This window comes from Faecalibacterium sp. Marseille-P9312 (genome assembly GCF_902497445.1).
Lineage (GTDB): Bacteria > Bacillota > Clostridia > Oscillospirales > Ruminococcaceae > Faecalibacterium > Faecalibacterium longum.
In genome coordinates this window covers 1-21,682 of record NZ_CABVEW010000009.1, presented here as the reverse complement: position 1 = coordinate 21,682, position 21,682 = coordinate 1, and the positions used below count along the sequence as shown (strand labels likewise).

Annotated in this window: 23 protein-coding genes, 1 tRNA gene, 2 pseudogenes and 1 CRISPR repeat array; of the genes and pseudogenes, 19 read left to right on the top strand and 7 right to left on the bottom strand. The window is 51.8% G+C overall.

The window, feature by feature from the left end; genetic code table 11:
- Positions 1–9: 9 nt before the first annotated feature.
- The 3 genes from cas2 (at position 10) to F3G95_RS08280 (ending at position 4,278) form a co-directional block, all read left to right on the top strand.
- The gene (gene cas2 / locus F3G95_RS08290) at positions 10–300 is read left to right on the top strand and encodes a CRISPR-associated endonuclease Cas2 (protein ID WP_015565154.1); all 291 of its coding nucleotides are present in this window, start codon (positions 10–12) and stop codon (positions 298–300) included.
- A 183-nt stretch (positions 301–483) separates the two neighbouring features.
- Positions 484–3,225: a CRISPR direct-repeat array (repeat unit 33 nt; unit sequence GTCGCCCTCCTCGCGGAGGGCGTGGATAGAAAT).
- Between the two features lie 54 nt (positions 3,226–3,279).
- On the top strand, positions 3,280–4,131 hold the full coding sequence (locus F3G95_RS08285; protein WP_149794571.1) for a DNA glycosylase: 852 nt from the start codon (positions 3,280–3,282) through the stop codon (positions 4,129–4,131).
- A 71-nt stretch (positions 4,132–4,202) separates the two neighbouring features.
- Positions 4,203–4,278: transfer RNA gene (locus F3G95_RS08280), tRNA-Ala, on the top strand.
- On the opposite strand, the gene F3G95_RS08275 is transcribed toward F3G95_RS08280, so the two are convergent.
- From F3G95_RS08275 to F3G95_RS08245, 7 genes and pseudogenes are all read right to left on the bottom strand, one after another.
- Entirely contained in the window at positions 4,249–4,458 is a 210-nt protein-coding gene (locus F3G95_RS08275) for a hypothetical protein (RefSeq protein WP_149794570.1), read from the bottom strand. The genes F3G95_RS08280 and F3G95_RS08275 overlap by 30 nt on opposite strands.
- A gap of 300 nt (positions 4,459–4,758) precedes the next feature.
- Complete coding sequence (locus tag F3G95_RS08270) at positions 4,759–5,580, bottom strand: alpha/beta hydrolase (RefSeq protein WP_015563588.1); 822 nt, start codon at positions 5,578–5,580, stop codon at positions 4,759–4,761.
- A gap of 15 nt (positions 5,581–5,595) precedes the next feature.
- Positions 5,596–6,900 (bottom strand): 2-hydroxycarboxylate transporter family protein, encoded by a 1,305-nt coding sequence (locus tag F3G95_RS08265; protein ID WP_149794569.1) that lies wholly within the window; start codon positions 6,898–6,900, stop codon positions 5,596–5,598.
- Between the two features lie 247 nt (positions 6,901–7,147).
- Positions 7,148–8,077, bottom strand: a complete 930-nt coding sequence (locus F3G95_RS08260) for a LysR family transcriptional regulator (protein ID WP_149794568.1) — start codon at positions 8,075–8,077, stop codon at positions 7,148–7,150.
- 100 nt (positions 8,078–8,177) lie between these two features.
- Positions 8,178–8,714 carry an HlyD family efflux transporter periplasmic adaptor subunit gene (locus tag F3G95_RS08255; protein WP_149794567.1) on the bottom strand — a complete coding sequence of 179 codons (537 nt, stop codon included), beginning with the start codon at positions 8,712–8,714 and terminating at the stop codon, positions 8,178–8,180.
- A 14-nt stretch (positions 8,715–8,728) separates the two neighbouring features.
- Positions 8,729–8,911: pseudogene (locus F3G95_RS08250) on the bottom strand (replication initiator protein A); the annotation flags it as partial.
- Positions 8,912–9,525: 614 nt separating this feature from the next.
- Positions 9,526–10,062 carry a phosphatase PAP2 family protein gene (locus F3G95_RS08245; RefSeq protein ID WP_149794566.1) on the bottom strand — a complete coding sequence of 179 codons (537 nt, stop codon included), beginning with the start codon at positions 10,060–10,062 and terminating at the stop codon, positions 9,526–9,528.
- 285 nt (positions 10,063–10,347) lie between these two features.
- Here F3G95_RS08245 and F3G95_RS08240 point away from each other — a divergent pair, with 285 nt between their 5' ends.
- The 16 genes and pseudogenes from F3G95_RS08240 to F3G95_RS08160 form a co-directional block, all read left to right on the top strand.
- Complete coding sequence (locus F3G95_RS08240; protein WP_133303652.1) at positions 10,348–10,776, top strand: helix-turn-helix domain-containing protein; 429 nt, start codon at positions 10,348–10,350, stop codon at positions 10,774–10,776.
- Positions 10,777–10,901: 125 nt separating this feature from the next.
- A complete protein-coding gene (locus tag F3G95_RS08235) occupies positions 10,902–11,771 on the top strand; it encodes a DUF6017 domain-containing protein (RefSeq protein WP_149794565.1) in 870 nt (289 codons plus the stop codon).
- Positions 11,771–12,607 carry a ParA family protein gene (locus F3G95_RS08230; RefSeq protein WP_149794564.1) on the top strand — a complete coding sequence of 279 codons (837 nt, stop codon included), beginning with the start codon at positions 11,771–11,773 and terminating at the stop codon, positions 12,605–12,607. Before F3G95_RS08235 ends, F3G95_RS08230 begins: the two co-directional genes overlap by 1 nt.
- Positions 12,564–13,508: a ParB/RepB/Spo0J family partition protein gene (locus tag F3G95_RS08225; protein ID WP_097791889.1), complete on the top strand. Its 945-nt coding sequence runs from the start codon at positions 12,564–12,566 to the stop codon at positions 13,506–13,508. The genes F3G95_RS08230 and F3G95_RS08225 overlap by 44 nt, the downstream gene beginning before the upstream one ends.
- Before the next feature lie 67 nt (positions 13,509–13,575).
- A complete protein-coding gene (locus F3G95_RS08220) occupies positions 13,576–13,998 on the top strand; it encodes a hypothetical protein (protein WP_097839639.1) in 423 nt (140 codons plus the stop codon).
- A gap of 8 nt (positions 13,999–14,006) precedes the next feature.
- Positions 14,007–14,207, top strand: coding sequence for a hypothetical protein (locus F3G95_RS08215; protein ID WP_117536130.1), 201 nt, complete (start codon positions 14,007–14,009; stop codon positions 14,205–14,207).
- Positions 14,134–14,571: a DUF3846 domain-containing protein gene (locus tag F3G95_RS08210; RefSeq protein ID WP_149794563.1), complete on the top strand. Its 438-nt coding sequence runs from the start codon at positions 14,134–14,136 to the stop codon at positions 14,569–14,571. Before F3G95_RS08215 ends, F3G95_RS08210 begins: the two co-directional genes overlap by 74 nt.
- Positions 14,572–14,595: 24 nt before the next feature.
- Positions 14,596–15,060 carry a PcfB family protein gene (locus tag F3G95_RS08205; RefSeq protein ID WP_117950360.1) on the top strand — a complete coding sequence of 155 codons (465 nt, stop codon included), beginning with the start codon at positions 14,596–14,598 and terminating at the stop codon, positions 15,058–15,060.
- Positions 15,057–16,823, top strand: a complete 1,767-nt coding sequence (locus tag F3G95_RS08200) for a VirD4-like conjugal transfer protein, CD1115 family (RefSeq protein WP_117506354.1) — start codon at positions 15,057–15,059, stop codon at positions 16,821–16,823. Before F3G95_RS08205 ends, F3G95_RS08200 begins: the two co-directional genes overlap by 4 nt.
- Positions 16,824–16,964: 141 nt before the next feature.
- A complete protein-coding gene (locus F3G95_RS08195; RefSeq protein ID WP_055186938.1) occupies positions 16,965–17,180 on the top strand; it encodes a Maff2 family mobile element protein in 216 nt (71 codons plus the stop codon).
- Between the two features lie 85 nt (positions 17,181–17,265).
- Positions 17,266–17,748, top strand: coding sequence for a DUF3990 domain-containing protein (locus tag F3G95_RS08190; RefSeq protein WP_117477590.1), 483 nt, complete (start codon positions 17,266–17,268; stop codon positions 17,746–17,748).
- Complete coding sequence (locus F3G95_RS08185; RefSeq protein WP_015565208.1) at positions 17,726–18,169, top strand: hypothetical protein; 444 nt, start codon at positions 17,726–17,728, stop codon at positions 18,167–18,169. The genes F3G95_RS08190 and F3G95_RS08185 overlap by 23 nt, the downstream gene beginning before the upstream one ends.
- Before the next feature lie 15 nt (positions 18,170–18,184).
- Entirely contained in the window at positions 18,185–18,562 is a 378-nt protein-coding gene (locus tag F3G95_RS08180; protein WP_133303651.1) for a hypothetical protein, read from the top strand.
- 327 nt (positions 18,563–18,889) lie between these two features.
- Entirely contained in the window at positions 18,890–19,756 is an 867-nt protein-coding gene (locus tag F3G95_RS08170; RefSeq protein WP_117506353.1) for a VirB6/TrbL-like conjugal transfer protein, CD1112 family, read from the top strand.
- Between the two features lie 13 nt (positions 19,757–19,769).
- The gene (locus F3G95_RS08165; RefSeq protein WP_112146658.1) at positions 19,770–20,135 is read left to right on the top strand and encodes a PrgI family protein; all 366 of its coding nucleotides are present in this window, start codon (positions 19,770–19,772) and stop codon (positions 20,133–20,135) included.
- Positions 20,107–21,555, top strand: a pseudogene (locus F3G95_RS08160) (conjugal transfer protein TraE); the annotation flags it as partial. The gene F3G95_RS08165 and the pseudogene F3G95_RS08160, both read left to right, overlap by 29 nt.
- Positions 21,556–21,682: the final 127 nt, after the last annotated feature.

Genomic DNA, 21,682 nt, shown 5'->3' with positions numbered 1-21,682 from the left:
GGGATGTGTATGCTGGTCCTTATCACCTACGACGTCAACACCGAAACTCCTGCCGGGCGCAAACGTCTGCGCAAAGTCGCCAAGCGCTGTGTGGACCACGGCCAGCGGGTGCAGAACTCCGTGTTCGAGTGTCTGCTGGATGCCGCGCAGTATGCCGTTCTCAAGGCGGAGCTGACGGCCCTCATCGATCCCGCGCTGGACAGCCTGCGCTTCTACCAGCTGGGCAACAACTATAAGAGCAAGGTGGAGCATATCGGCGTTCATCCGCCCTTCGAGCAGGACGGCCTGCTGTTGTTCTGAGTTTCCCGCCCCGGTGCGAAGGGTGAGTTCTCAGCATTTTTCCGGCACCTTCGCACCGGATTTTTGAGTCGTTTTGCATGATTTGGATAGTTCTTTGACCCGTTGTAAATCAAGGCTCTTCTAAATTCGTGCAGAATGTTGTATAATTTGTTTGAAAATAGAGATTTTGTCTCTGTTTTTGCTGTCGCCCTCCTCGCGGAGGGCGTGGATAGAAATTTTCATCCGCTTGTCGATATTTGCAAGACACATTGTCGCCCTCCTCGCGGAGGGCGTGGATAGAAATCTTTGCCTCGGCCTCAGCACTCTCTTTCGTAAAGTGTCGCCCTCCTCGCGGAGGGCGTGGATAGAAATTTGGTTGGCACGAACCTGTTGAAGAAAAGACATTTAGTCGCCCTCCTCGCGGAGGGCGTGGATAGAAATACAAGCAGTACAGCCGCAATTCTTTCGTGCATTAATGTCGCCCTCCTCGCGGAGGGCGTGGATAGAAATGATGCAGTTCAGAGACTTAGGAGGTTCCTTCGGGAGTCGCCCTCCTCGCGGAGGGCGTGGATAGAAATAATAAAAAAATAAAATGGAGGTGCAAGGGGCTTGGTCGCCCTCCTCGCGGAGGGCGTGGATAGAAATATCGGTGCCGCAGGCCTCGCAGATGTACACTCCCGTCGCCCTCCTCGCGGAGGGCGTGGATAGAAATTGGAATTGGCATCATTTGAAGAAAATCAAAAAGCACGTCGCCCTCCTCGCGGAGGGCGTGGATAGAAATTGCATAGCCTTGAGCGCGAGCTGCTCAGCGGTGCAGTCGCCCTCCTCGCGGAGGGCGTGGATAGAAATAGGCGCGCATAGGCGTCGCGGCTGATGATGTCGCAGTCGCCCTCCTCGCGGAGGGCGTGGATAGAAATTGTTCCGGGGGTCAGGTTTCCCATCTCCCCGCGCAGTCGCCCTCCTCGCGGAGGGCGTGGATAGAAATCTTTTTGACATCATCCAACCTCACATTTTACGGGTCGCCCTCCTCGCGGAGGGCGTGGATAGAAATTCCACCACAGCAAACAAGTACGTCTCCCACAATGACGTCGCCCTCCTCGCGGAGGGCGTGGATAGAAATTACTGCTGCGGGAGCATCCGGGGCCGGGGAACGGAGCGTCGCCCTCCTCGCGGAGGGCGTGGATAGAAATATAATAGTAACCTCCAAAATAAGTTTGTATCCTTGTCGCCCTCCTCGCGGAGGGCGTGGATAGAAATTTACGCTACCCGCTCAACGATCAGATTGCTGTTTGGTCGCCCTCCTCGCGGAGGGCGTGGATAGAAATTGCCCCGGCGCTCTGGTTTGCAAAATCAGCTCAGGTCGCCCTCCTCGCGGAGGGCGTGGATAGAAATAAAATGGATAAAATTTGGGCAAACAGACTGGTCGCGTCGCCCTCCTCGCGGAGGGCGTGGATAGAAATGAGGTCGGCGGCCTCGAGTACAACGCCGATCTGGGTCGCCCTCCTCGCGGAGGGCGTGGATAGAAATGTCAAAGCGGCGCTGGTCACGGGCAAGGGCTTGTGTAGTCGCCCTCCTCGCGGAGGGCGTGGATAGAAATAAGTACAGCGCTCACCAGCACAGCAGTGAGGGCCGTGGTCGCCCTCCTCGCGGAGGGCGTGGATAGAAATATGACGCTCTGGTTGTCGAAGCCGCGCTGCAGGGTCGCCCTCCTCGCGGAGGGCGTGGATAGAAATCCGTTTATAACGTCTTCGTCTTCCGTAAGGAAATGTCGCCCTCCTCGCGGAGGGCGTGGATAGAAATGACCAGCTCCAGCGCCAGATCCTTGACGGTGGCCGTCGCCCTCCTCGCGGAGGGCGTGGATAGAAATTTTCTTGGCACCGTGCCGCGGCCCGATGCACTCAAGTCGCCCTCCTCGCGGAGGGCGTGGATAGAAATCGTACCGAGCGCGAGCAGAAGTCCACAAAGCAGAGTCGCCCTCCTCGCGGAGGGCGTGGATAGAAATCCAGTTCATCAACGAACACCTCACGGCTGAGGTCGTCGCCCTCCTCGCGGAGGGCGTGGATAGAAATGATGTATTCGCGCTGTTCGTCCGGGAGGTCCGCAAGGTCGCCCTCCTCGCGGAGGGCGTGGATAGAAATAGTTTGACGGAATGTACCTCTCGCTGGTCGGCTCAAACGTCGCCCTCCTCGCGGAGGGCGTGGATAGAAATACCACTACGCTGCCCCGGCTGGGCGAGTGGACGGGTCGCCCTCCTCGCGGAGGGCGTGGATAGAAATTTTTTGCCCTGCTGACAATATAAACAACATAGGTCGCCCTCCTCGCGGAGGGCGTGGATAGAAATCTCCGTGCCCCAGCGGGAGGGGATCCCGGAACGTAGTCGCCCTCCTCGCGGAGGGCGTGGATAGAAATACCACGCTGCACCACACCAGTGCCTGGCTCACCGGTCGCCCTCCTCGCGGAGGGCGTGGATAGAAATCACCATGATGGAGTCACCGAACGGATCTTTCTGGTCGCCCTCCTCGCGGAGGGCGTGGATAGAAATCAGCACGCCCGCCTGCTTGAGCAGCTGCTTGAACGGTCGCCCTCCTCGCGGAGGGCGTGGATAGAAATTTCTCGGCCTTCTCCACACTCACGTCGTCGAACGTCGCCCTCCTCGCGGAGGGCATGGATAGAAATTTCCAAGTCTACCGCCAAACCTGAAAAGAGCAAGAGTCGCCCTCCTCGCGGAGGGCGTGGATAGAAATCTTCTCCTGCCGGGTAGGCAGATTGTCCTTTTTGTCGCCCTCCTCGCGGAGGGCGTGGATAGAAATTCGATGATGGTAGGCAGTGCCTCCAGCAGGCCCGTCGCCCTCCTCGCGGAGGGCGTGGATAGAAATGCTAAAACTGGTGTCGTTCGGCTTTGCCACGCCGCCCGTCACCCTCCCCGCAGAGGGTACGGATAGAAACCAGTTTCCACCGCGAATCGGGCATCGCCACAATTTTTCCAAAAAGGAGTTTTCCATGCATACAGTTTCCCTCACCCATCAGCTCGTCGCCATCCAGGACGACTTTGACCTCGACAAGATCATCGAAAGCGGCCAGTGCTTCCGGCCACAGAAGCTGTCCGACGGGCGCTACCGCTTTCTTTCCGGCAGCGCACTTCTTTATCTGACTCCGCTGGGCGATGGTCAATACGACGCCGCATGGTATGGCTCAGATCGGGAGTACTGGGCCGACTACTTTGATTTGGGCCGGAACTATGCCGCGCTGCGGTGCAGCTTGGCGGGACAGAGCAGCTATCTGGACAAATCGCTCGATTTCGGGCAGGGCATCCGAATCCTGCATCAGGACCCATGGGAAATGCTCATCACCTTTCTCATCTCCCAGCGCAAGAGCATTCCGGCCATCCGCACCGCCGTGGAACACCTTGCCCGGTGCTGCGGCGAACCGCTCAGTGCCGAAGGCGATAAAGTTTTCCTCTTCCCTACCCCGCAGCAGCTCTGCGGCCTCTCTGAGGCGCAGCTGATGGGCTGTGGTCTGGGCTACCGCACCCGTTACATCCAGAACGCTGCCGCTCAGGCTTCCAGCGGCGCACTCGACCTCGGTGCTCTGGCGGCGCTGCCCGACGACGTGCTCTTTTCCCGCCTCCTCGAGCTGGACGGCGTCGGCAAAAAGGTAGCAAACTGCGTCTGCCTCTTTGGCTATGGCCGTACCGCGATGGCTCCCATTGATGTCTGGATACAGCGACTCATTGATGAGGAATTCGGCGGCCGCGACCCTTTTCCTTCCTATGATCAGCAGGCTGGCATCGTACAGCAGTACCTGTTCTACTACAAACGCAGCACCAGCCGCAGCGTCGCTCACAAAAAATAAAAAAAGTTATTGACAACTCTCCATTTGGCTGGTATAATAACACACGTCGTCAGGGACGGCACACCAGCCATGGGGGATTAGCTCAGCTGGGAGAGCGCTTGCATGGCATGCAAGAGGTCAGCGGTTCGATCCCGCTATTCTCCACCAAAAAAGCACTGTACTTCGTTTGAAGTACGGTGCTTTTCTTTTTGCTTTCTTGGAGGTCACACTGAAAATCAGCCAAATGCCTGATTTTGCAGGCGCATGGACGACAACCCCCAATTCTTGCTGTTTCGTTGTTTTTGAAAATGCTTGTTCGATGTCCGACTGTTTTGCAGGTGGACGCATCACTCCCCCTCAATGTAAGGAGTGAGATCGAAGCTGTTTGAGAATCTTCGTGGTCTCCACTTTCACATAGGCATCATCAGGCACCTTGGGGAGATACTTCATCAGGAAATCAACATCCTGTTGGATTCGCCGGACGGCAGCTTCCAGTGCAGAATAGTTGATTCCGTAGAATAGAAATTCTGCTTGCTTTCATAATCTGCTAAAAGTACGCAAGTATGAAGGAAAAGCAAGAAATACGCAATGTACCCTCTTTTAAAAAGAGGGTACAAAGAAAGGAAATTCAAAAAACTGTAGTTTGAGTTATAAATACTGGATAAAGAATTTCTGCGCGGCCTGCACTCGTTCCTTTTCACCAGCCTCATGGGCGAAGCCCGGAAGGATCGTCAGCTCCGTATGGACGCCGTGCTCCTGGAAATTTTTCTGCAGGCTCTTCATACGGGCTACGCGGTTATCGCCATACGGGGAGTCGCCGATAAACTTGTTGTCGAGCTCGCCGACACTGATGAGGACGGGTACCTTCTTTACGGCTTCGAGGTCGACATCATAACCGAAGTAATCCTTGAAATCACGGATACCCCAGAAGTAGTCCTCGTCTGGATTCAGGAAGGTCGGACGGCCAGGTGCACCGATGGAGCAGGCCTTCAGACGATCAGGGTGAGCGAGCAGGAAGCGGTTTACGAACTGCCCGCCACCAGAGTGTCCGAACATGAAAAACTGATCTGTGTGAACGCCTGGATAGCGCTTCGCCATATCCTCGATCATATCGAGGAGAATCAGATCATAGCGGATGCCGTCGCAGGAGAGGAGCTTATAGCTGTTGAAGTCATCGCGCTGAATGAGTCCACCCGGGAACATAGGCGCAAGCACAGCCATATGATATTTGTCGGCGAGTTCCTTCGCCTGCTTGATGTACTCTTCGATTGCACAGCCGGTTCCATGGATGATGACGAGGAGAGAGTACTCATGCTCCTCTTCGTCGTAGTAGTAGTCTGGGAGATGCACCCAGTAGTGGAAACGCAGGTCGGTCGGACAGTGCCAGAGCATATTTAAGTAAGCATTGCCGAACAGGTTTTTCTGCTGCTCAAGCGTGAGATTCGTAGCCAAAGGATTCTGATTTGCCATAAGGTACCTCCAGGATTACAGGAATTTACCGAAAATGAAGCTTGCGATGACGAGCATGATGGCACCACCGATTCTGGAAGAAATCTGAGCATAGGACATCAGCTCCATGCGGTGCGCAGCGCCGAGACACTGTACGTCGCCGGCACCACCGCCGTTTGCCATACAGAGTCCGGCAGTCAGCATTCCTTCTACAGGATAGAAGTGGAACAGCTTACCGACGATGAAGGTTCCGATCATCGCACCGATGACAGTCGCCATGATGATGACGATATACGCTGGGTTTGTGAAGACCTTCGCGTAGTCTGCGAGGTTCGTACCGATACCAACGGTAATCATCAGTGGGAAGGACATATACTTTACGAAGAATTGCTGCATGCCCCTTGCGCCGGCCTTCACGTTTTCCGGCAGGATATTCGTCATATTCAGAATCGCCATCAGGATGACCATGAAAGCGAAGGTATGAATACTGAAGCCGAGGTTTGCATGGTTGATGATGGAGATGTGCTTTGCGTAGAGGTTAGCTACATTGAAGCATACGACACCGAGTGCGAGACCGGTTGCGTAGTCGGCTGCGGTCGGCTTCACGTCACTGGACTTCGTGCTGACATTTTCTTCACTGACCATGAGACGACCATTACCCGTCATGGATGGCTTGATCTGGCCGAGCTTGTTCAGCAGTGCAGACATGAAGACGGCGCAGAGATTGCCAATGCTGATGATTGCAAAGGCAGATGCATACCAGGAGGAGGCATCACCGCCGGTTGCAGCAGCCCACATCTTGCTCATCGGTGTGATACCGGCACCATTGCCACCGCCCATGACTGGAATTGCATAGGTGGCGATCGCCTCGATTGCGCCGACGCCAGTGATGGCACCTACGAGACCAGCGAGGCCGAGTGCACCTGCAATACCTGCAAGAATCGTCGGAACGAATCCGGCGAAGGATTTGATGAGCATCTTACGATCAACCGAGAGCACAGAGCCGGTGATCAGGACGAGAATGTAGAGATCGAGGAAACCGGTGGAGCCGTTGAAGGTATTCAGAGCTTCCATCGAGCCTTCACCGATCAGGTGGAAGGTGTTCATCGCGCCGGCTACGAGGCAAGAGAAGAGCATGCCGCCGCCGAACCAGGTCTTCCAGACCGGGATATGGTCACCGACCCAGCCGAGCAGCGTGCCGATGATCATCGCGAAGGCGAGTGCGCCGACCATGTTGGTCAGCATCCAGTCATTGGCTGCCATCACCATCATCAGTATACTGAATATAAGGTACATCCACAGAGGGAACCCAAGGATCTTCGTTTCCTTTAACTTATTCACAGTAAATCCTCCCAAAAAGTGATACAGAATTTTTAAAGCACTTTTATTTGCCGGCAAATTTGATAAATGTATTGTACAAAAATGGGAGTAATTGTGCAAGATTGCGACAATGGCGATTCCTCTATGGGACGATAACCATTTGGAATGGACATAGCGCCATAAAACAGAAAAAGAAGCACTCGCTCTGTACTGCAAATTGAATGACGAGTGCTTCTCCTTTTTCTGTTATGAACCTGATTCCAAAATGTTATCGATTTTTAGCAGATGCGCTGATCATGTAGCGCCAGACGATTTCTGCAGAAGGGGATAAGTTGCGGCCCTTCTTTCGGGCGACGATGACATAACGATACAGCGTATCGCCTTTTATCGTGCCATAGACCGGGTTTTGACCAGTAGATGAATTACGAATCGTCGTGTGCGGCAACAGGGCGATGCCACAGCCGCTGCAGGCAACGAGATATCGCGTGTCAACATAATCAATACGCTGCGGATGAATCGGTGTGATGTGATATTTTCTGAAAAAAGATTTTTCGGCATCATACAGCCCCTGACCTGGCGTCGCCAGAATATATCGGAGCGACGGATTACGGAAACGGCTGATGTCGATTTCAACCGGATGCTCGAGTGAATTATCGGAGATATCTAGGTCCTCCAGAATCGGTGATTCCTGTGGAATGACAAATACGAGCGGATCCTCCTGTACTGGCATATACTCGATGTTTTCGGAGTGTACAGGTTCAGTATAGATGGCTAAGTCGATGGATTCGCTTTCCAGCTCTTCTTCGCACTGCTGAGAGTTGCGATTCAGGTAACTGAGATGTATCTCTGGATGTGTCATCATGAAAGGTGCTGCCTGAACAGCAGCGTAGGCGCCACCACGATGCGTTGTGGCAATCAGTACAGGCTCTGCTGGAATCTGATTAAACTGTCGAAGACTATCCATCATCTCGCTTTCGAGCTGCACATAGCGCCGAGCAAAATCGAGAAAAATTTCGCCCTGTGGTGTAACGCTGATCGGGCTGTGCGTGCGGTCAAAAGGCGAAAAGCCCAACTCTTTTTCAAGCTTATTCAGCTGTTTGGTCAGTGCCGGTTGCGAGATAAACAGTCGCTTCGCCGCCTGGGTGATGTTTCTGTATTTTTCTACCTCGAGCACATAACGGAAAATACTTGTATCCATGTGGACCTCCGAAATCGATGTCTTAACGATAGTATATCAGAATCAGAGCGAAAATAATTAAAATTTCGGGTGATGTGCTGTTTCTGCAAAGCAATAAGGTCTAGCTTATCCATGCCGTTGAAAGAAAACAGCTATCGAAACTATAGATTCCAATTGCAAAAACATTGAAGAAAATGCCAAAAAAGAGACTCCGGATACTGAAATGAACCCCAAAAGTTAGACAAAAATGGATCTTTCCCAAATTTTGTGTAAAGTCCAGACAGCTATAAAACAAGAGCGATTTTAATATGAGGCGAAAGACGGCGAAACCGGCTGTCGCCTTAACAATAACATAACGCCGGCAAGGGGGAATGTCAAGGGCGGCGGTGGCGTTCATGCCGGGCATGAGGCTGCCGGTGTCGTCGATGCGGATGGTGACAGGGTAGGTGGTGGTGCTGCCGGTGGTGGTGCCGGCGGAGGAGATGCTGGTGACGACGCCCTCAAAGGTGCAGTCGTCGATGGCGTCGGCGGTGATCTCTGCTTTCTGGCCCACCTGAATGTCGAGAATGTCCAGCTCATCGACGTCCAGCGTCATCTCGAGGTAGCTCAAATCGTAGATGACGCACATCGTCTCGGTGGTGGAAGAACTGCTGCCCATGGTGTCGCCGACCTTCGACCTTTTTTGTCAAACCATTCATTTTTAACAGAAAGGCTCATACGGTCAAGCAGGATGCCGTACAGAGTTTTTGCATCGGTTGACAGATCTTGAAACCGCCGCTCCTGAAAAAGAGCCTTTGGAATGCGGAAGAACGAAAAGAGTTCTCCGGCCTGTCCGTAAAAGTAGTCAAGGGTCATACGGTTGTGTCAAGGGCTGAAAGCAACAATGAGATATAAACATTGTAAAAAACCTCCGGTGAAAAAATTTATTGAGGAATGAAAAAAGCGCAACTTCGATTTTGGTGGTCGAAATTGCGCTATGTAATTTGAAATAGAAGAGTATTGACTCACTTTAGCGGCATGAATGATATGAAACATCTTGACAGCAGGTAAATCCGACTGTAAAATACAGCCAAATGAATTCTGTGCCTAAATTGTTCTCATGCTGCTATGCTGATTGTTGGGCAGAAAATCATTTTTCAACCAAATTTGGCGTATTAACGCCAAATCATACCCATTCACACACGCTTTTCTGGGGGTGCGTTTCAAGGTGGTTCGGGAGAGCGCTTGCATGGCATGCAAGAGGTCAGCGGTTCGATCCCGCTATTCTCCACCAAAAAAGCACTGTACTTCGCAGGAAGTATGGTGCTTTTCTTTTTACTGAAGTCGATTTTGGGGCTGCATTGCTTTGCCTGCATGCCTTTTTGGCTTTTGCGGAAAACCGGGATGTTCCCTCAGATAAGCGGGTCTGCCTCATAACAAAAGAGACCGCCGTACAGCAAGCTGCTGTACCGCGGTCTCTTCTTCTTTTTTCAGTTCTGCGGGATGGCCATTCGGCGCTCTGCTTTCTTTACGAGCCATGCTCCCGCCCATCCGCAGGCGGCTCCCAAAATGGCACCGCCCAGAATATCCGTCGGGTAATGGACACAGAGGTACATCCGCGAGAATGCGATGAGAACGCCTACCGGCAGAGTCGCCATCGCCCACTGCTTTTTCCCGGCCAGCCAGAGGGCTGTCACCGAGGCGAAGGACGCCGCCGTATGGCCCGAAGGAAAGGAGAAATCGTCCGGGTACGGGATAAGCAGTTGTACCTCCGTAAGGATGCCGCATGGACGGACGCGGGCCACCAGTGGCTTGAGAAGAAGATTGCAGAGGACAGCGTCGATGAGGAGCGCCGCTGCCAGCACACATCCGACCCGCCGCGTTTTGCGGAACACCAGCAGCACCGCTGTCAGCGTCACCCAGAGAATACCGGAGTCTCCCAGACGGGTAATAAAACACATGCTTCCATCCAGCATGGGGCTGTGCAGGGATTGCAGGAATTGCAGGAAAGTGAGTTCGGCGTTCATAAAGCTCCCTCTTTCTCGTTTCGTTATGTACAGGATACCAGAAGTTTATGAACAGAAAACCACAAAGTCTTAAACAGTAGTTAAAACAGCCGGCTCCGCCGCTGAGTTTTGCAGCATTTCAGTTCCCGGCGTTCCTGATGGACAAGGGAAAAATTAAAAAGAAAAGCCGACTGAGAATACCTCTCAGTCGGCTTTTCTATGCCGGTGGTGGGGGTCGAACCCACACGTGTTATTAGCACAAGGGATTTTGAGTTTTTATCCTCATCTTCCATCTGGTGTCATCCAGTGATATCTAGTGATATCTGGTTCCCACTGTGCAAAGGCAAAATTCACGCCTCAACGAACAATAATTTGAAATATCCACGATTTTTCGATGCGTTTTTCCTCTACTCTGTTTTTTCGGTTTGGACCGCCCAAATGGAAATTGGAGGGATGTTCAGGAGGGATGCAGGGCAAAACGCTCCTCTGCTTAGGCACAAAACGAAAGGAAAGTCAAGGATAATGAATCAAAATCAAGCAAAAGAGTATTATAAAAAATTATTTGTGAACTATCCTGATGTGCTGTCTGTCGAAGAAGCAACAACTTTACTCGGTTTCAAAAGCCAGACTGCCATCATCAGAAGAATCCATCAACATAGAATTCGCTGCCTGAAAGTCGGACGATCTTTCATGATTCCGAAAGAATATCTCATCGACTATCTTTTGGATAGCTAAATTATATAGCCATTATATTACATAGCGCACCACTTTTCAATAAGAAAAGAGTGCGCTTTTTATTTTCAAACGAAAGGCGGTTGATTTTTTGAACACAAGCTGGAGCAAAACGTTGAAAAAGCCACATGACCCTTGACTACTTTTACGGACAAGCCGGAGAACTGTTTTCATTCTACCGCATTCCCAAGGCTCTTTTTCAGGAGCCACGGTTCCAGAGTCTGTCCACCGATGCAAAAACCCTGTACGGCATCCTGCTGGACCGCATGAGCCTGTCTGTGAAAAACGGCTGGCTGGACGAGCAGAACCGGGTGTTCATCATCTTCACGATAGAGGATGTCAAGAGGGCGTTGTGTTGCGCAGACAACAAAGCGACCAAGCTGCTCCGGGAACTCGAAAAGTTTGGTCTGATTGAACGAAAACGCAGAGGTCTGGGAAAGCCAAGTTTGGTGTATGTGAAGAACTTTTCGGCAGAATCGTCAAAATCAATATTCCAAAATCGTGATTTTCACGATTCTGGAGGCTTCAAAAACGCAAGTCAAGACCCTTCAAAATCACGATGTAATAAGACTAAAGAGAATGATACTGAAATGAGTGAGACTGATCCATTCAATTCTGAAGAAGCGGATGGGATGAGCAAACGCACCCAACTGGAAGATTATTTTTCTCAGTCTTTGGAGATAGACCTTTTGCTCCGGCTCTGCCCGGATGACAAGGACATTATCTACCAGATCGTAGACTTGCTGGTGGACACTTGCGCTACCAACCGTAAGCTGCTGCACATTGCTGGGGACGATAAGCCCGCCGAGGTGGTATGCAGTCGGTTTATGAAGTTGAACGCCGACCACATCCGCTTTGTGCTGAAGTGCTTTGCAGAGAACAGCAGCCCGATCCGTAACATGAAACAATATCTGCTCGCTTCTCTGTACAATGCGCCCACCACCATGCAGCTTTCCTACCAGAACCAAACCAACCACGACTTAGCGAATCGGAGGTGATGAAAATTTCAAAGAAAGCAACCACGATAGCCATCGTCAACCAGAAAGGCGGCACCGGCAAGACCACCACCTGTGAAAATCTGGGCATCGGGCTGGCGATGGAGGGCAAAAAAGTTCTGCTGGTGGACACTGACCCGCAGGGCAGTCTTACCATCAGCATGGGCTGGCAGCAGCCGGACGAGCTGCCTGCCACATTGTCTACTCTGATGCAGAAAGCCATGAACGACCAGCCTATCCAACCCGGTGAGGGCATCCTGCACCATGCAGAGGGCGTAGACCTCATCCCTGCCAACATCGAATTGGCAGGATTGGAGGTGGCTCTGGTAAACAGCATGAACCGGGAAAAGATGCTCAAACAGGTGTTGGACGGAGCAAAACGGGAGTACGATTATATCCTGCTGGACTGTACTCCCTCCCTTGGTATGCTCACCATCAATGCACTGGCGGCGGCAAATACTGCTTTGATACCCGTACAGGCTCAATATCTTTCTGCCAAAGGTCTGGAGCAGCTTTTGCAGACAATCTGTAAGGTACACCGGCAGAAAATCAATCCGAAGCTGAAAATCGAGGGCATCCTGCTCACCATGACGGACAGCCGCACCAACTATGGAAAGCAGATCGACACTTTGATTCGTCAGGCATACGGTAGTAAAATCAAGGTGTTCGACCAGACCATTCCCCGGTCTGTTCGTGCTGCTGAAACCAGTGCCGCCGGCAAGAGCATTTTCCAGTATGACCCCAAGAGCAAGGTGGCAGAAGCCTATCAATCTCTTGCGAAGGAGGTGTTGGTGGATGCCGAAAAGCGGCTTAAACGTAGCACTGAAAGGTCTCGATGATATTTTTTCGACCGAAGAATCCCGGCAGGAAGAACAGCGGGAGCAGGTACAACAGATTCCCGTCAGCGAACTTTTCCCGTTCAAAAACCACCCGTTCAAAGTTCTGGACGATGATTCCATGACCCGGACGGTGGAAAGCATTTCGCAGTTCGGTGTGCTTGCGCCGCTGATTGCCCGCCCCAGACCAGAGGGCGGCTATGAGATCATCTCCGGGCATCGTCGGAAACACGCCGCAGAGCTTGCAAATCTGGACACCGTGCCTGTCATTGTGCGAAATATGGAGGATGATGCCGCCACGATATTGATGGTCGATTCCAATTTGCAGAGAGAACACATCCTGCCCAGCGAGCGGGCATTTGCGTACAAGATGAAGCTGGATGCAATAAAAAATCAAGGTGCTAGGTCAGATTTAACTTCGTCCCAAGTTGGGACGAAGTTGAGAGCCGATGAAAAAGTAGCAAAAGATTCAGGCGAAAGTCGCAATCAAGTCCAGCGTTTTGTGCGTCTGACGAACCTTGTCCCTGAATTGCTCGACATGGTGGACGAGAAAAAAATCTCTTTTAACCCTGCGGTAGAACTGTCCTATCTGGACGAAAAACAGCAACAGGATTTTTTAGAAGCAATGGATGCTTCCCAGAACGCACCATCTCTTTCACAAGCCATTCGGATAAAAAAGCTGGCGCAGCAGGGTGAGTTTGACTATGATGCAGTCTACAACATTATGAATGAGGAAAAGAAAAGCGAACTGGACACCGTGACCATCAAAAACGAAACCCTGCGGAAATACTTTCCACGCAATTACACGCCCCGGCAGATGGAAAGCATCATCATCAAGCTGCTCGACCAGTGGCAACTAAAAAAGCAACAGGCAAAACAGAAGAAGCAGGAAGAAGCGCGCTGATCGCAGACTGAACCAAAAGACCCAGTTCCGGGTCTTTTATTTTGCAAAAATTTTGGAGGAAACGTCTATGAACTTTACTACCACTCACATCCGTTCCGAGAAAGTCACCATTGATACTCGCATCTACACGATTCTGAACGGCAGAAAAAAGCCTGGTGAAGTCTATCTCGCTGCCATTGCCCCGGATATGGAGCTGACCATCATCACGCTGGACGAGGCTCCCGGCATCCTGCCCTGCTTTGAGGAGGATGATGCCTGCCTGAACCTTCCCAACACCTCGCTGCTGCTCTGCTACAACCCGGCGCAGGTGCTGAAGATGGGCGGAAAGCACTACCTGACCGGCCCGGTGATTCTTGTTCGCACCAACATGGACGGCGAGGTCATCTCGCTGACCATCGATGAAGTCTACCTGTTCCAGAAGTATCTGGCAAGCCACAGCATCACCCTGATGGCAGACGACCAGAAGCTGCCCTGCATCTGCATGGAGTGAGGTGTGCCATGCTGAACTTTTTTATCGGTTTCGCATTTTTTGAAGCCGGCGCTTTTTTCGGCTTCTTCGTGGCAGCTCTGTTGAACGCCGCCCATGCCTGGCAGGAGATCTCTATCAAATTCGAGGAGGACGATAATGGAACAGAACGAGAACACCTTGTCGGTGCTGAAAATTGCACCGGGACAGTATCCGCAGCAGGTCGAGATTGACAACAACCTGAAAGCCTTGCAGGAGGCGGTGGGCGGCACGATTGCTGCTGTTTACCCCTTTGCAGACCCAGTGGCTATCATCTGCAATGACGATGGTAAGCTCATGGGTCTGCCCCTGAACCGTGCTCTTCGGGATGAAAACGGAGAAATGTATGATGCCATTGCCGGAGACTTTCTAGTGGTGGGATTGCGCGAGGAGGATTTTGCATCCCTGACCCCAGAACTGGCGCAGAAGTACGAGCAGCTTTTCCATCAGCCGGAAGCCTTTCTGAAGCTAGGCAACCGTCTGTTGGTGCTGCCGGTGCCTGATGAACCTCCCGCAGAAAAGCCCCGCACCAAGCCCCCGGCAGAGCATGACCGCTAAAATCACCCTGCTGCACGGGAGGTGATGGCATTGCAGGAAGAAATCGAACAGAAGTCATTCAACATTATGATCTCCACCACAAAGCTGTCTGCCCGGACTGTCCTGCGGGCGGTAAAGGCGGCGTTTCGGCTGTACCAGTCCAAGACATCCCAAGGTAAGCAAAGTGTCCGCACTCTTCTGCGGCAGAACCGGGGTGTGTCCAGCGTGGAGATCAGCAAGACCGGCATCCGTGGGCTGGAACGCTACGCCAAAAAGTACGGCATCGACTATGCCATCCGCAAGGACACCTCCGAAGTGCCGCCCCGGTATCTGGTCTTTTTCAAAGCCCCGGATGCAGAAGCCTTCAACTCGGCGTTCAAAGAGTATTCGGCATCTCTGCTGAACAAAGACAAACGCCCCTCGGTGCTGGCAAAACTGCATGAACTGGTGCAGGCGGCGGCAGAACTCCCCGGCAAAGTCCGGCATAAGGAACAGGAGCGTGGACTGTGACCACGAAAAAGCTGACAAAGCTGCTGGCACTGTATCTGCCCTATATTTTGCTGGGGCTGGTGGCAACCAACATTGGCGAAGCGTGGCGGCTTGCCGAGGGCAAAGAGCTGGGGGATAAGATCATGGCGATGATGGGCACCGTTCCGGTGGCGTTTGCGAACCCGCTGCCCAGCTTGCATCCGCTCGATTTGCTGGTGGGCTTGTGCTGCGGTGCAGGGTTACGGCTGGCGGTCTATTTGCGTGGAAAAAACGCCAAGAAGTACCGCCACGGCATGGAGTACGGCTCTGCCCGGTGGGGCACCGCCAAGGATATTGAGCCGTTCATGGCACCCAAGTTTGCAGACAACATCATCCTGACCAAAACGGAACGGCTGATGATGTCCAACCGCCCACCGGACCCCAAAAACGCCCGGAACAAAAATGTGCTGGTGGTGGGAGGCTCCGGCAGCGGCAAGACGAGATTTTGGCTTAAACCCAACCTTTTACAATGTCATAGTTCCTATGTGGTCACTGACCCGAAAGGTAGTATCGTGGTCGAGTGCGGGAACGCACTTCTGAAAAACGGTTACAAGCTGAAAATCCTGAACACCATCAACTTCAAAAAGTCCATGCACTATAACCCCTTCGCCTATGTCCACAGCGAAAAGGACATTCTCAAACTGGTCACAACCCTGATGACCAACACCAAAGGCGAAGGGTCCGGTGGGGACCCATTTTGGGAGAAAAGCGAACGTCTTTTGCTCACTGCCCTGATCGCCTATCTGCATTATGAAGCCCCGGTGGAGGAGCAAAATTTCGCCACCCTGCTGGAAATGCTCAACACCATGCAGGTGCTGGAGGATGACGAGGAATATCAGAACCCGGTGGATCTGCTGTTTGAAGAACTGGCGAAAAAGAAGCCCAATTCCTTTGCCGGGCGGCAGTACAAACTTTACAAGCTGGCTGCCGGCAAGACCGCAAAATCCATCCTCATTTCCTGTGGTGCCAGATTAGCCCCCTTCGACATCCAAGAGCTGCGTGACCTTACCATGTACGATGAGCTGCAACTGGACACGCTGGGCGATAAGAAAACGGCATTGTTCCTCATCATGAGCGATACGGACAGCACCTTCAACTTCCTCATCAGCATGGTCTACACCCAGCTTTTCAATCTGCTGTGCGACAAGGCAGATGATGTATACGGCGGCAAGCTGCCCGTTCATGTACGGTGTCTCATCGACGAGTGCGCCAACATCGGGCAGATTCCCAATCTGGAAAAGCTGGTGGCCACCATCCGCAGCCGTGAGATCTCCGCCTGCCTTGTTTTGCAGGCGAGAAGCCAGTTGAAAGCCATTTACAAGGATAACGCGGATACCATTGTGGGCAACATGGACAGCCAGATTTTCCTCGGCGGCAGTGAGCCGACCACCCTGAAAGACTTGTCCGAGATGCTGGGCAAGGAGACCATCGACGCCTTCAACACCTCAGACACCCGTGGCAATAGCCCCAGTTACGGCACTACGTTCCAAAAGATGGGCCACGAATTGTTGAGCCGGGACGAGCTGGCGGTGCTGGACGGCGGCAAGTGTATTTTGCAGTTGCGTGGCGTCAGACCGTTTTTGAGCGACAAGTACGACCTGACCCAGCACCCTAACTACAAGCTGACCTCGGACTACGACCCCAAAAACACCTTCGATATTGAAAAATATCTGAACCGCAAAGAAAAAATCCAACCCGGAGATGAGTTCATCGTGGTGGATGCTGATTCGCTCCCGTCTGCCTGACCCGGTAGGCGGTTTTATTTTTATCCCGGTCAGAAAGGTGCACCAGAAAATCAGCCTTGCTGCGGTTATGCAACGTAAAACTACAAGATTTCGGGTGTGTACAAACGACCGGAAACGCTTTATAATAAAGGAGAAAAGACTATGGAATTCTTCAACTCTGCTATCGAAGTTCTTCAGACTCTGGTTGTCGCTCTGGGTGCCGGTCTCGGCGTTTGGGGTGCCATCAACCTGCTGGAAGGTTATGGTAACGACAACCCCGGCAGCAAGAGTCAGGGCATGAAGCAGCTCATGGCTGGCGGCGGCGTTGCTCTGGTGGGCATTACCCTGATTCCCCTGCTGAGCGGTCTGTTCGGTTAAGAACAGCGGGCGGCGATTGCCGCCCGGTACATATTTATAATAAGGAAAGCCATAGTAACGATCTCACATACAGAAGGTGAATCAGATGAGCGAGATTTTATTGTATCATGGCAGTAAAGAAGAAGTTGTCTATCCCGAAATCCGCATCACACGGTATACAAAGGACTTTTCTTGGGGATTCTACTGCACGAACAGCTATCAACAAGCCTACCGCTGGGCAGACCGCCGTTCTGCCGATGGTATTGTGAACGTCTATCGCTATGTAGAGAATCCTGACCTGAAAATCCTGCGTTTCCCTGAAATGTCGGACGAATGGCTGGATTTCATTGCAAAATGTCGTGCAGGCGAAACCCATCCCTATGATATTGTGGAGGGTCCCATGGCAGATGACACCATCTGGGACTATGTCAATGGATTTACGTCCGGGCAGATCAGCCGTGAAGCATTTTGGGCATTGGCGAAGTTCAAGCATCCAACACACCAGATCAGCTTTCATACCGTAAACGCTTTGCACTGCCTGACCTTTGAGAGGAGTGAATCCATCCATGACCGAAAAGCAGAAAAATGATGTTCTCTACGTTTGCAGCCTGATCGAGACCATCGCCCGTAAGACCAAAAATCATCGGCAGGATGTGATTCGTCACTTCACAAAAGCCGGCATCGAACGGCAGCTCCGGCTGGCAGAAGTAAACCACTGTCTGTCCTTTGAGCAGGTTTCAGATGAGCTGATTGAAGATCTCAACATCCCGGATGGGGATTTTGATACTGCTGCGGAGTGCCGCTATACGGTCCCTTCTGCAACCTCCATCGGAATGCTGTATCAGGGGCTGGTGCTGTCCACCATGAAAGATGAAGATGCTGCACAGGCAATTCTGGATGTTTTTTCGTCGTTTATCACGGATGAGATCTCCGATTTCAATTCCAACGTATACTACACCAATCCTGATTATCTCCGCTGCTCCTATCTGGAGGGCAAAATGCTTGCTTGAGAAAGGATTGTTATAATGGCAAAAAATCAACATAATGCAGGGCTTCATTATAGACCTCTCAATCAACTTGGATTATCAAACTTCAATGATTATATAGAAAATCCCATTGATAGTCGTTTTAAGTTTAATCCGCCCCCTCTAAAATGTGGTAAGCTTTTTGGACTTTGCAAAGCTGATCGTCAAAAAGAAAAGCTTCAGAAACATTGCCCGTGGCATCCGCTTCTAAAAATGAAGGCATTCACATTAGAGATCAACGGAGAAGCTGAATACATTTGGTATTGTAAAGAATGCGATTGTTATTATATGAACCCCTTTTGGCGAAATGGAGAAAAACGCATCCTTGATGTTTATCATAAGGTTCCTGTTCGCCGACTTATAAAAACAGCTATATAGCTTTGATTATGATTTGCCGATTGCCGAAAAGCAGTCGGCTTTTTTGTTTCCGTCGAACACTTTTTGTGTTTGCTCATATCATTTCATCTATCATTCATCAATCAAAAATGATAGATGAAATGAGGGCATTGTTCCATACGGCGGCTTGAGCAGCAGCGGAAAGCCCTCTGCAGCTTGCAGTTTTATTAAATGTCCGTGCTCCAAGCCGCGTTTTTATCCACCCATCCATGAAAGGCGGTGCTATTATGCAGTTTTTGACCCACATTATTTTTCTCCTGAATCTCCTCAAGACCCTTATCAACCATTTCAGCTAAGGACGGTGACTGAATGGAAACCGTTCTCAAAGCCATTGCCGACTGGATCAAAGGCATCCTGACGGCAGGCATTATGTCCAATCTCTCCGGTTTGTTCGACGATGTAAACACGCAGGTTGGCAACATCGCACAGCAGGTGGGCACCAAGCCCTCCAGCTTTGAGCCACGGGTGTTCGCCATGATCGAATCGCTGTCCCGGAACGTGGTGCTGCCCATTGCAGGCATCATCCTGACCTTTATCGCCTGTTACGAACTGATCGAGATGATTACCCAGCACAACAATATGGCACAGTTTGAGCCTGCCCTCATCATGCGCTGGATTTTTAAGACTGCTATTTCGGTGTGGCTCATCAGCAATACTTTTGACATCGTGATGGCGGTGTTCGATGTCACCCAAAAGGTGGTATCCGATTCCAGCAGCATCATTGCCGGAAATACCCGTGTCAACGACATTGGCTTGTCCATGCTGCAATCCAGCCTGATGCAGATGGACGTTGGTCCCCTGTTCGGGCTGTTTTTGCAGTCCTTCTTCATTGGCATCACCATGCGCATCCTGTCCATCGTTATTTTCGTCATCGTCTACGGAAGAATGATTGAAATTTACTGCATGGTGAGCCTTGCGCCCATCCCCATGGCGACCTTCGGCAACCACGAGCAGAGCCACATGGGGCAGAACTACCTGAAATGCCTGTTTGCACTGGGTTTTCAGGGCTTCCTGATCTTGATTTGTGTTGCCATTTATGCGGTGCTGATCCAAAGCGTAGCGATTTCCGGGGATGCCATCAACTCCATTTGGAGCATTGTGGGCTACACCGTTCTGCTCTGTTTCAGCCTGTTCAAGACCAGCTCGGTGACGAAATCCGTCCTCGGAGCGCACTAAAGGAGGTGCTTTATTGGCTGCGTATATTTCAGTTCCCCGTGACCTGACGAAAGTGAAATCGAAGGTCGCGTTCAACCTGACCAAACGGCAGCTTGTCTGCTTTGGCACAGCGGCTCTCATTGGAGTGCCGCTGTTTTTTGTTCTCCGGGATTCCGGCGGCAACACTGCTGCCACCCTCGGTATGATGGCGGTGATGCTGCCGGCGTTCTTCCTTGGGATGTACGAGAAAAACGGTCAGCCCATGGAAAAGCTGCTGTCGTACTATGTGCAGTCCCGGTTTGTCCGCCCGAAGATCCGCCCCTACAAGACCAACAACTACTATGCGATTTTGATGAAGGGAGGCGCAACCTATGATTCCGTTTTGGAAAAAGACCGGTAAGGACGGCAAGAAAAAACCGCAGAAACCCGCCGTGCCCCGGACCGCCCAGCAGTCCATCCCCATGCAGCGGATGTTTGAGGATGGCACCTGCCGGGTGAAAGCAAACTACTACACCCGCACCATCCAGTATCAGGACATCAATTATCAGTTGGCGCAGCAGGAGGACAAGACCGCCATTTTCGAGGAATGGTGCAGTTTTCTGAACTTCTTCGATTCCAGCATTAAGTTTGAATTGTCCTTTGTGAACATGGCAACCGACAGCACCGAGTTTGAAAAGAGCATCCGCATTCCGTTCCAGAAGGACGGTTTCGATGATGTTCGTGCGGAGTACAGCCAGATGCTGCGCCAGCAGCTCGCCAAGGGCAATAATGGTCTGACCAAGACCAAATTCATCACCTTTGGTGTGGAGGGCGAGAGCATGGCACAGGTCAAGCCCCGGCTCGACCACATCCAGAATGACCTGCTGAATAACTTCCACCGGCTGGGGGTGCAGGCAAAATCCCTGAACGGTGTCCAGCGGCTGAAGCTCATGCATGATATGTTCAACATGGATGGCGCATCCAAGTTTCACTTTGACTGGAAAGACCTTGTGAAAAGCGGGCTTTCCGCGAAGGATGCCATTGCGCCCACCGCCTTTGCCTTCAAGAACAGCCGCACCTTCCAAATGGGCGGTATCTTCTGCGCCGTCAGCTTTCTGAGCATCACGGCATCCGACATCAGCGACCAGCTTTTGAAGGATTTTCTGGACATGGATTCCAGCCAGATCGTTACCATGCACATCCAGTCCGTTGACCAGAACCGTGCCATCAAGACGGTGAAACGCACCATCACGGAACTGGACCGCAGCAAGATCGAGGAGCAGAAAAAAGCTATCCGTGCCGGGTATGATATTGACATCATTCCGTCGGATTTGGCGACCTACGGCAGGGATGCCAAGGCTCTGCTGAAAGAATTGCAGAGCCAGAACGAGCGGATGTTCCTCGTCACTTTTTTGGTGCTGAACACCGGCAGGACTGAACAGGAACTGGAAAACAATGTTTTTCAGGCAAGCTCCATCGCTCAGAAGCACAACTGCAACCTGTGCAGACTGGACTTCCAGCAGGAGCAGGGTCTGATGAGCAGCCTGCCGCTGGCGGATTGCCAGATCGAGATTCAGCGGGGACTGACCACCAGCAGCACTGCCATCTTCATCCCCTTTACCACGCAGGAATTGTACCAGAGCGGAAAAGAATCGCTGTACTACGGCTTGAATGCCTTGTCCAATAACCTCATCATGGTTGACCGCAAGAAGCTGAAAAATCCCAATGGGCTTATCCTCGGCACTCCCGGTTCTGGCAAAAGTTTCTCAGCAAAGCGTGAGATCACCAATGCGTTTCTGGTGACAGATGATGATATTATCATCTGCGACCCGGAAGCAGAAGTGCGACACGAAGTCGCGTAATGTATTGTGTATAAACACTGCTCTATCCATTTGGAGTAACCCTACTGTGACCTGCACTGGTCAAAAGCCGGCGTTGGGAAGCTCACAGGACAATATGGGAAATCTG